Genomic DNA, 8,947 nt, shown 5'->3' with positions numbered 1-8,947 from the left:
GTGGCGGATCGCCGCATACAGCAGGCCGGGCGGCCGCGCATCGATGCCAAAGCGCGCCGAGCCATCGATCTTGGCGGCCAGGTCCAGGCGCGGCGCGGACTGCCCGATCAGGGTCCATTGCCCTCTCGGCTTCAGCCCCACCTCGCCGGGCGGCGTGGCGGCCGCCGCCTGGGCGAACTCGCCGTAGTGGGCGCTATCGCCCGAGGCCACATGGCTGATCACGCCGGCGCTGATGCGCAACTCGGTCAGCGGCAGCTTCCAGCGCAGCGAGGCCGCGCCCAGCAGCTGCTGGCGGGCGGTGGCGGCGGCCCAGCGCAGCGGCTCCCAGGCATCCGCGATGCTGGAGCTGCCACCGGTGGCGTTGATACCCAGCTCACGCGCCAGCTTGGCCACGGTCCAGGCTCCCAGTCTTGCGGCCGGGCTTTCCTGGCCCGGCTCCAGGCTGCGCGGCGGGAGCGGCAACTGCCCGACAAACATCGCGACATTGCCGTACAGCGACTCGTGGCCGGCCGCGATCAGCCGCAGCCGCGCCAGCGGCACGGCCAGTTCCTCGGCCACCAGCTGGGCCAGCGCGGTATGCACGCCCTGGCCCATCTCGCTGCGGTTCATCGCCAGCAGCACGCTGCCGTCGGCGGCGATCTTGATCCAGCCATTCAGGCCGATCTCGCCGTCGACCACGGCCTGCGTCTTCGCATGGCCCAGCCGGCTGCGCGGCGGCAGCGCGGCAAAGCCCACCAGCAGGGCGCCGGCCGCGCCAAGACCGGACAGCAGCAGCGTGCGGCGCTTCATGCGCGCTGGCCCGCCGGCTTGGGCGCGCTCATCTGGGCGGCCGCATCCTTGATCGCCGCGCGCACGCGCGGATAAGTGCCGCAGCGGCACAGATTGGTCATCGCCGCGTCGATGTCGGCGTCGCTGGGCCTGCGCTTGCCGGCCAGCAGCGCGGCGGCGGCCATCAGCATGCCGCTCTGGCAGTAGCCGCACTGCGGCACCTGGTGGGCTATCCAGGCCTGCTGCAGCGCGCCGGCTGCCAGGCCCTCGATGGTCGTGACGGCCTTGCCCTGCACGCTGGCCAGCGGCGTCACGCAGGCACGCGCGGCCTGGCCATCGATATGCACGGTGCAGGCGCCGCAGGCCGCGACGCCACAGCCGAACTTGGTGCCGGTCAGGTTCAGCCCGTCGCGCAGCACCCACAGCAGCGGCATCGCGGCATCGTCCGCATGCGCGGGCAGCGCATGAACCTGCCCGTTGACCTTCAGTTCCATCCCCGCCCTCTTTCCGCTTGCGACGCCGCACGGCGTTCCGCGATTCACAATAGGGCCATGAGCAAGCCCGACCTCCCCACGCCCACCCTGATGCTGCTGCCCGATGGCCAGGCTCCGCAGCTGTTGTTCCTGCTGTTCCACGGCCTGGGCAGCGATGGCTCGCAGATGACGCCGCTGGCCCAGGCCCTGCGCGCCCAGTACCCGCAGGCCGCGGTGCTGAGTATCGATGCGCCCGAGGCCTTCGACGGGGCAGCGACTGCGGCCGCAGGTTACCAATGGTTTTCGCTGCAGCGGATCGACGACAGCAGCCGCATCGAACGGGTCGCGGCCGCGCTGCCCGGCTTCATCGCGCTGGTGCGGCACTGGGCGGATCACTTCGAGCTGCCCTGGGAGCGCGTCGCCCTGGGCGGCTTCTCGCAGGGCGCCATCATGGCGCTGGAGGCGGTGCAGGCCGAGCCCCGGCTGGCCGGCCGCGTGCTGGCCTTCGGCGGCCGCTATGCCAGCCTGCCCGAGCACGCCCCCGAGGAGGTCAGCCTGCACCTCTTGCACGGCATGGCCGACGAGCGCATGCCCTACCGCGACATCGTGCAGGCGGCCCAGATCCTGGTGCAGCTGGGCGCCGATGTCACCGCCGACGTCAAGCCCGGCATCGGCCACGAGCTGCACCCCGAGCTGATCGCCAAGGCGATGGAGCAGCTGCGCACCTTTGTGCCGGCCCGGCTGTGGCGCGAGGCCGTGCTGGCGGCCGCCGAGCAGGATCGCAAGCCCAGCTGAGGGCGGCGCCGCGATGCGCCGATAAGCGGGCGATCCGGGCCGCTCATCGGCCGCTCATCTGCGGGATCGTCACTTGCTCCGGGCGGCGCGAAAGCACAGACTGAAGACCGGTCAAGCGTGATGCGAGGCGGTCATGGCAAGGGCGGTCGGACTGATCTGGCTGGGTGGTGGACTGGCGGCCACGGCGGCGCTGGCGGGCTTTACCGAGCTGCGCAGCTCGCGGCTGCAGGCCACGCTGTGGTCCTCGGCGGCGCGCGAGGCCAGCTACCGCGTCGAGGCCGGCCCCAGCCCCAGCATCAGCTTCCCGGGCGATGGCCCCTACGACGAACGCATGGGCTATAGCGCGCTGCCGCAGCACATCGAGCGCCTGCAGCAGCAGGGTTTCGTCGTCGCCAGCCAGGCCCGCCAGTCGCCGCAGCTGCTGGCCATGGCCGGACAGGGCTTGTTCATCCCCTACCGCGAAAAAAGCCAGGCCGGCCTGCTGCTGCGCGACTGCCGTGGCGAGGCCTTGCTGGCGCTGCGCCAGCCGCAGCGCCAGTACGCGCGCTTCGAGGACATCCCGCCGCTGCTGGTGCAGACCCTGCTGTTCATCGAGGACCGCCATCTGCTCGACGAGGACGCGCCGCGCCGCAACCCGGCGCTGGACCCCGAGCGCTTCGGCAAGGCCGCGCTGCAACAGTTGCAGCAACGCATCGATGCCAGCCGGCCGGCGTCCGGCGGCTCGACCCTGGCGACCCAGATCGAGAAATACCGCCATTCGCCGCAGGGCCGCACCGGCTCGGTCGGCGAGAAGCTGCGCCAGATGGCCTCGGCCTCGCAGCGCGCCTATCTGGACGGCGAGCAGACCCTGGGGCGCCGGCGCGAGATCCTGCGCGACTATCTGAACACCGTGCCGCTGGCCGCGCGCCCCGGCATCGGCGAGGTGCACGGCCTCGGCGACGGGCTCTGGGCCTGGTATGGGCGTGACGCCGACAGCGTCAACCGCCTCTTGCTGCAGCAGACCGACGCGAGCCCGGCCCAGGCCCTGGCCTACAAGCAGGCGCTGTCGCTGCTGATCGCGCAGCGCCGCCCGAGCCAGTTCCTGCGCGGCGACGGTCAGGCGCTGCGGCGCCTGACCGACAGCTATCTGCGCCTGCTGGCCGAGGCCGGCGCGATCCCGCTGGGCTTGCGCGATGCGGCACTGCCGCTGGCGCTGACACGGGCCGAGCCAGGGCCGCAGCCGCAGCGGCCAGACTTCGTGCAGCGCAAGGCCAGCGGCGCGCTGCGGGTCAAGCTGGCCGCGCTGCTGGACATGCCGCGCAGCTACGAGCTGGACCGGCTCGATCTGGCGGTGCAGACCAGCCTGGATGGCCGCGCCCAGGCCCTGGCCACGCGCACGCTGGCGGGGCTGCAAAAGCCCGAAGCGGCGCGCGCCGCCGGGCTTTACGGCCCCCATCTGCTGGAGGCCGGTGCCGACCTGCGCCCGCTGGTGTTCAGCCTGACGATTTACGAGCGCGGCGCACACAGCAACCGGCTGCGCGTGCAGGCCGACAGCCTGGCCCAGCCCTTCGACGTCAATCTGGGCGCCAAGCTGGACCTGGGCTCGACCGCCAAGCTGCGCACGCTGATCTCCTATCTGGAAGTCATCGCCGAGCTGCACCAGCGCTGGGCCGGCTTGACGCCCGAGGCGCTGCGCGCGCTGGCGCCGTCCGGCCGCGATGCGCTGTCGCTGTGGGCCCGCGACTACCTGCTGCAAACCCAGCCGCCGCGCGAGCTGCCGGCGATGCTGGACGCCGCGCTGCAGCGCCGCTACTCGGCCCATCCGGGCGAGGCCTTCTTCACCGGCGGCGGCCTGCACCGCTTCGAGAATTTCGCGCCCGAACACCAGCACCAGCAGTTTTCGGTCAGCGAGGCCTTCAAGCACTCGGTCAATCTGGTCTTCATCCGGCTGATGCGCGACATCATCCAGCATCGCATCCACGGCGGCGACGCTGCCGCGCTGATGGCCGAGCCCGGGCATCCGCGCCGCCAGGCCCTGCTGCAGCGCTTCGCCGCGGCCGAGGGCGGTCACTACCTGGCCGGCTTTCTGCGCCAATACCAGGGCCTGTCGGCCGCACAGGCGCGCGAGCGGCTGCTGGCCGACACGCGGCCGACGCTGCCGGCCCGCGCCGCCCTGCTCTATCTGCTGGAGCCGGCGGCCGACGAAGCGCGGCTGCGCGCCTGGCTGGCCGAGCAGCTACCCCAGGCGAAGGTCGATGCCGCCACGCACCGCCGCTACCAGGCGCTGTCGCTGGCCGACCGGGCCTATCTGGCCGGCCGCCACCCGCTCGAGCTGTGGCTGGTGGGGCAGCTGCAGCAGACCCCGGACGCCGGCCCCGAGGAGCTGCTGGCGGCCAGCGCCGAGGCCCGCCAGCAGGCCTATGCCTGGCTGTTCAAGACCCGCCAGCGCGCCGCCCAGGACCAGCGCCTGCGCCAGATGCTGGAGCGCGAGGCCTTCGGCGGCCTGCTGCAGTCATGGCGCCGGCTGGGCTATCCCTTCGACCGGCTGACACCCTCCTATGCCAGCGCGATCGGCGCCTCCGGCGACCGCCCGGCGGCGCTGGCCGAGCTGATGGGCATCATCGTCAACCAGGGCGCGCGCCGGCCCCAGCAGCCGATCGAGGCCCTGCATTTCGCGGCTGGCACGCCCTTCGACACCCGGCTGGAGGCGCGTGGTGCGGCGGTGCAGCAGGTGCTGGCGCCGGCGGTGGCCGAAGCCGCCTGGCGCGCCCTGGTTGCGGTGGTCGAGGACGGCACAGCAAGGCGGCTGCGCGGCGTCTTTCTCGACGCCCAGGGTCAGGTCTTGCCGGTGGGCGGCAAGACCGGCACCGGCGACCATCGCCAGACCCGGGTCGACAAGAACGGCCGCCTGATCTCGGAGCGCGTCGTCGAGCGCTCCGGCACCCTGGTCTTCACGCTGGGCGAGCGCTACTTCGGCACCGTCACCAGCTATGTGCACGAGCCCGATGCGGCGCGCTACCACTTCACCAGCGCGCTGTCGGTGCAGCTGCTGAAGTCGCTGGGGCCGTCGCTGCTGGCGAGCTTGCAAAAGGAGCGCTGCAGCGTGGACTGAATTCAGTCGAGCACGACCTCGGTCCGCACCGTGCCGGCCCGCTCGGCACTGGCGGTAAGCGCCAGCCGCGTGCCCTTGGGCGCGCGCACCACCCACTCGCCGACGGCCCGGTCGGCCGTGACCTCGCGGCTGGGCAGGAAGGCCTGCTGGCTCTGCTTGGGCGCATGGCCTTCCAGCTGCGGGCCTTCGATGCGCTCCTTGCCGCCGAGCAGGCTGATCTCGGGGTTGCCGGGCGGCAGGTGGATCTCGAACATCACGCCGCGCACCACCTTGCGCTCCAGCGCCCGCTTGGTGATGTAGGCCGGCAGATAGCCGCTATTGGCCACCGCCAGGCGCACCCGCCAGGTGTCGGGGCCGAGCGCCCGCACCTCGGTGCGCAAGAGCTCCAGCTTGGGCAGGGACAGCGCGATCTGGTTCATCCAGCCCGGGAAGCGCGCGGCCTCGCGCTCGCGCAGATGCGGCGGCGGATTGCGCCAGTAGTTCATCTTGTCCCAGCCGCCGATCTCGACCGCGCCGAGCTGCGGGTGCTGGAAGGGCCGCCAGTCCACATGGGCCCGGCCCTCGCACTGCTCGTCGCTCCACTTCAAGAGCTTCAGATCGTCCTCGACCGGATGGTCGCGGTACCAGTCGATCCACTTATAGCCCTCGATGCCGGCCTCCTTGTTGGGCGACCAGATCTCGACCACCCAGAACAGCGCGCCCAGATGCTCATAGACCCAGTCCTGGGTGCCGGAGATGACTTCCTTGGGGTGGTATTTGAAGTCGTGCCAGATGCTGATGGCCGGGTAGCCGCTGTGCTTGACGCCCAGCTCCGAGAAGCGCTTGTAGGCCCACAGGTCCTCGGGAATCATGTCCTCGTCGCTGTGGCCGCCCATGGGACGCAGGATCACGCCGCTGTGGGTGTGATAGCTGATCGCCGCGCCGATGTTCGGGTGGCCGGTGATGAAGTCCACCATGGCCCGCACCTCGGGCTCGCTGGTCGGGTAGGGGCCGGCGCCGACCTGCTTGTATTCCTGGCGCCACTCGCTGGGGAAGTTGCGGTTCAGGTCCAGCCCTTCGCGGTCGCGGTTGACCGTCACCGTCAGGCCGTCGTGGTTCTTGATGAAGCCCTCGGGGATCAGCCGGTAGTACTCGCCGCCGAACTCGCCGGGCTCGCGCGCCACCATCAGGCGCGGGTCCTGATCATGCTTTTTGTAGCCGCCATGCGGGTCGGGTACGCGCATCGTCAGGATGCGGCCGTCGCCGTCGACGTCCTCGATGCTCAGGCCGTCGACCGGCTCCTCGTCATAGGGGTAGCGGCGGGTCGAGGAGCGGATGTGGCGCGGCCGATCGGCAAGGGCCAGCTCGGCGCCGTCGGGGTTCAGGCGCGGCACCATATAGATGACTCGCGTGTCCAGCAACTGGGTCACCTGCACATCAGTGCCGTACTTGAGCAGCAGGTCGTGCAGGTAGTACAGGCAGGTGGTCGAGGCGGTCAGCTCGGCGGCGTGGATATTGCCGTCCAGCCAGAAGGCCGGCTTGTCGATGTCGGCGCCGGTGGCGGTATTGGTCAGCACCAGCGCCCAGATATCGCGGCCCTCGTAGCTCTTGCCGATGCTGCGCACCGAGACCAGATTGGGCCGCGCCTCGGCATAGGCGAACAGGAGCTGGCTCAGCTCCTCGTAGCGGTAGAACTCGTCGAATCGCGGGCTGGGCAGGGCTGACATGGCGGGAGCGGTATTGGCAGTGCGGCCGATTGTGCCCAAAGCCCGGTCTCGCCGCAGCCGGGTTGACCCGCTTGGGTGCGCTGCGCGTCACTGGCCCTTGAACAGGCCCTGGAACTGGCGCGACACCGGCAGCCTCTCCTCGCGGCCCTTCAGGGTCAGCACCATGGTGTTCTCGTCGATGCGCAGGGCGCTGGCGATCTGGCGGCTGTTGACCAGCACCGAGCGGTGCACCTGCCAGAACTGCTCGGCGTCCAGGCTGGCCAGCAGCTCCTTCAGCGGCGTGCGTATCAAGGCCTCGCCACCCAGATGCACGACCCGGGTGTAGCGGTTGTCGCTCTCGAAGAAGATCACGTCCTCCGGCGCGATCAGCTTGACCTCGCGGCCCAGCGAGGCCTGGATCGGGCGCTGCAGACGGGCCGCGGCCACCTGCGGCAGCAGCTGCTGCAGCAGCGCCTGCAGATCGGGGCCTGGCTGCCGGCGCTGCACTCGACCCTGCAGGCGCGTGATGGCCTGGCTCAGGCGGGCCTCGTCCACCGGCTTCAACAGATAGTCGACCGCACCGGCGTCGAAGGCCGAGATGGCGTGGTCGTCGAAGGCGGTGACGAAGACGACCTGCGGCGGCGTGGCGGTGGCGGCCATGCGGCGCGCCACCTCGAGGCCGCTCAGGCCGGGCATGCGGATGTCGAGAAAGCAGATCTGCGGCTCGTCGGCCAGATAGTCGTCCCAGGCGTCGACCCCATTGGCGCTGGCGGCCACGATCTGCAGCTCGGGCCACAGCCGGGCCAGCGCCGCGCGCAGCTGCTCGCGCGGGCCTTCTTCGTCATCGGCAATCAGGGCTTTGATGTCGCTCATGGATGCGGGTCAATCGTGATGCGGGCCAGGCAGCCGGGCTGCTGCGGCAGGACTTCAAGCCGGGCGCGCTCGCCATGCAGCTGGGCCAGGCGGGCGCGGGTGTTGGCGAGGCCGACGCCATCGCAGGGCGCTGCCGTCAGGCCGGCGCCATCATCGCTGACTTCCAGCAGCACCCGGCCCGCCTCGGCGTGCACCTGCACCTCGATGCGACCGCCGCGCAGGCTGGGTTCGATGCCATGGGCAATCGCGTTCTCGACCAGGGTCAGCAAGGCCCCGGGCGGCAGCTGCAGCGCATCGAGCCCCGGCTCGGTCCGCAGCGCCCAGCGCAGCCGCTCGCCCAGCCGGGCCTGCATCACCTCCAGATAGCTGCGCACGATGGCCAGCTCCTCGGCCAGGCTCAGCGCATCGCGCTCGAACATCGGCAGGGTGGCGCGCAGATAGCGGGTGAAGGAGCGCAAGGTGGGGCCGGCGCGGCCGTCCTGCGTGTCGACCCAGTGCTGCAGCGAGGCCAGGGTGTTGAAGAGGAAATGCGGCTGGATCTGGGCCGTGGCGAGGCGGCGCGCCAGGCTCAGGCTGCGGGCCTGCTCGTCCAGCTCGGCCAGCCGGGCCTCGATCTGCTGCACCCGGTACAGGGTCAGAAACCACCAGGCGCTCAGCGCCGTCACCAGCGCGCCGGTCACCACCAGCAGCGGCAGGACCGGCGTCGGGTGGCCCCGGCCCTGGTAGAGCAGCAGGCCCAGCAGGAACAGCAGGGTCAGCAGCCAGCTGGCGATATTCAGGCGCAGCCGGCTCGGCTGCTTCCATAGCCACCGTGCAACCGCCAGCGCGGCGGCCGCAGCGCCCAGGCTCAGCAGCAGCACCGGCAGGCCCCAGCCCTCGGGCAGCTCGGCACTGAAGATCAGCAGCATCACCAGGGTGTTGCCGTAGACATAGTGGTCGATGCCGCGCGGCCAGGCCTGGGTGCCGGCGCGCGCCAGTTCCTCGGCGGAGAAAACCCGGCGCGGCCCGGGGCACAGCCACTGGGTCCAGTCCAGTGCGGCGGGCTTGCGGATGGATTCGCTCATGGGTGACAGTCTAGGCAGGCGCCGGGCGCCGCTCGCTGGTGCTGCGGCGAATGGCGGATTCGGCGGTTGGGCGGTGGCTTCAGCGCGCCAGCAGGGCGCCGTCGACAAACACCTTCAACTCGCCGGGCGCGAACGCGACCCAGGGTTCGTCGCGGGTCAGCGGCTCGGTGGCGATCACCGCGACGCGGTCCTGGGCCG

At 71.1% G+C, this 8,947-nt stretch carries 8 protein-coding genes; 2 read left to right on the top strand and 6 right to left on the bottom strand.

What is annotated here, in order from left to right; all coding sequences use genetic code 11:
- A partial coding sequence (locus tag PO768_RS26535) for a molybdopterin cofactor-binding domain-containing protein (RefSeq protein ID WP_272648449.1) occupies positions 1–789 on the bottom strand: 789 nt, incomplete at its 3' end.
- The gene (locus PO768_RS26530; RefSeq protein WP_137942610.1) at positions 786–1,262 is read right to left on the bottom strand and encodes a (2Fe-2S)-binding protein; all 477 of its coding nucleotides are present in this window, start codon (positions 1,260–1,262) and stop codon (positions 786–788) included. The genes PO768_RS26530 and PO768_RS26535, both read right to left, overlap by 4 nt.
- Before the next feature lie 57 nt (positions 1,263–1,319).
- Between PO768_RS26530 and ypfH the strand changes: the two genes are divergently transcribed.
- On the top strand, positions 1,320–2,036 hold the full coding sequence (gene ypfH / locus PO768_RS26525; protein ID WP_262968901.1) for an esterase: 717 nt from the start codon (positions 1,320–1,322) through the stop codon (positions 2,034–2,036).
- 133 nt (positions 2,037–2,169) lie between these two features.
- Positions 2,170–5,127, top strand: coding sequence for a transglycosylase domain-containing protein (locus PO768_RS26520; protein WP_272648448.1), 2,958 nt, complete (start codon positions 2,170–2,172; stop codon positions 5,125–5,127).
- Positions 5,128–5,129: 2 nt separating this feature from the next.
- Here the strand turns inward: PO768_RS26520 and PO768_RS26515 are convergent, their stop codons facing one another.
- The 4 genes from PO768_RS26515 to PO768_RS26500 form a co-directional block, all read right to left on the bottom strand.
- Positions 5,130–6,833 (bottom strand): M14 family metallopeptidase, encoded by a 1,704-nt coding sequence (locus PO768_RS26515; RefSeq protein WP_272648447.1) that lies wholly within the window; start codon positions 6,831–6,833, stop codon positions 5,130–5,132.
- Positions 6,834–6,920: 87 nt separating this feature from the next.
- Complete coding sequence (locus PO768_RS26510) at positions 6,921–7,685, bottom strand: LytR/AlgR family response regulator transcription factor (RefSeq protein ID WP_272648446.1); 765 nt, start codon at positions 7,683–7,685, stop codon at positions 6,921–6,923.
- Entirely contained in the window at positions 7,682–8,749 is a 1,068-nt protein-coding gene (locus PO768_RS26505; protein WP_272648445.1) for a sensor histidine kinase, read from the bottom strand. The genes PO768_RS26510 and PO768_RS26505 overlap by 4 nt, the downstream gene beginning before the upstream one ends.
- 79 nt (positions 8,750–8,828) lie before the next feature.
- On the bottom strand, positions 8,829–8,947 hold a 119-nt coding region (locus tag PO768_RS26500), incomplete at its 5' end, for a class II glutamine amidotransferase (protein ID WP_272648450.1).

Origin of the sequence: Paucibacter sp. XJ19-41, from assembly GCF_028462495.1 — a bacterium.
Taxonomy (GTDB): domain Bacteria; phylum Pseudomonadota; class Gammaproteobacteria; order Burkholderiales; family Burkholderiaceae_C; genus Roseateles_E.
The sequence above is the reverse complement of the archived record's forward strand: the minus strand, read 5'-3'. Positions and strand labels throughout refer to the sequence as shown.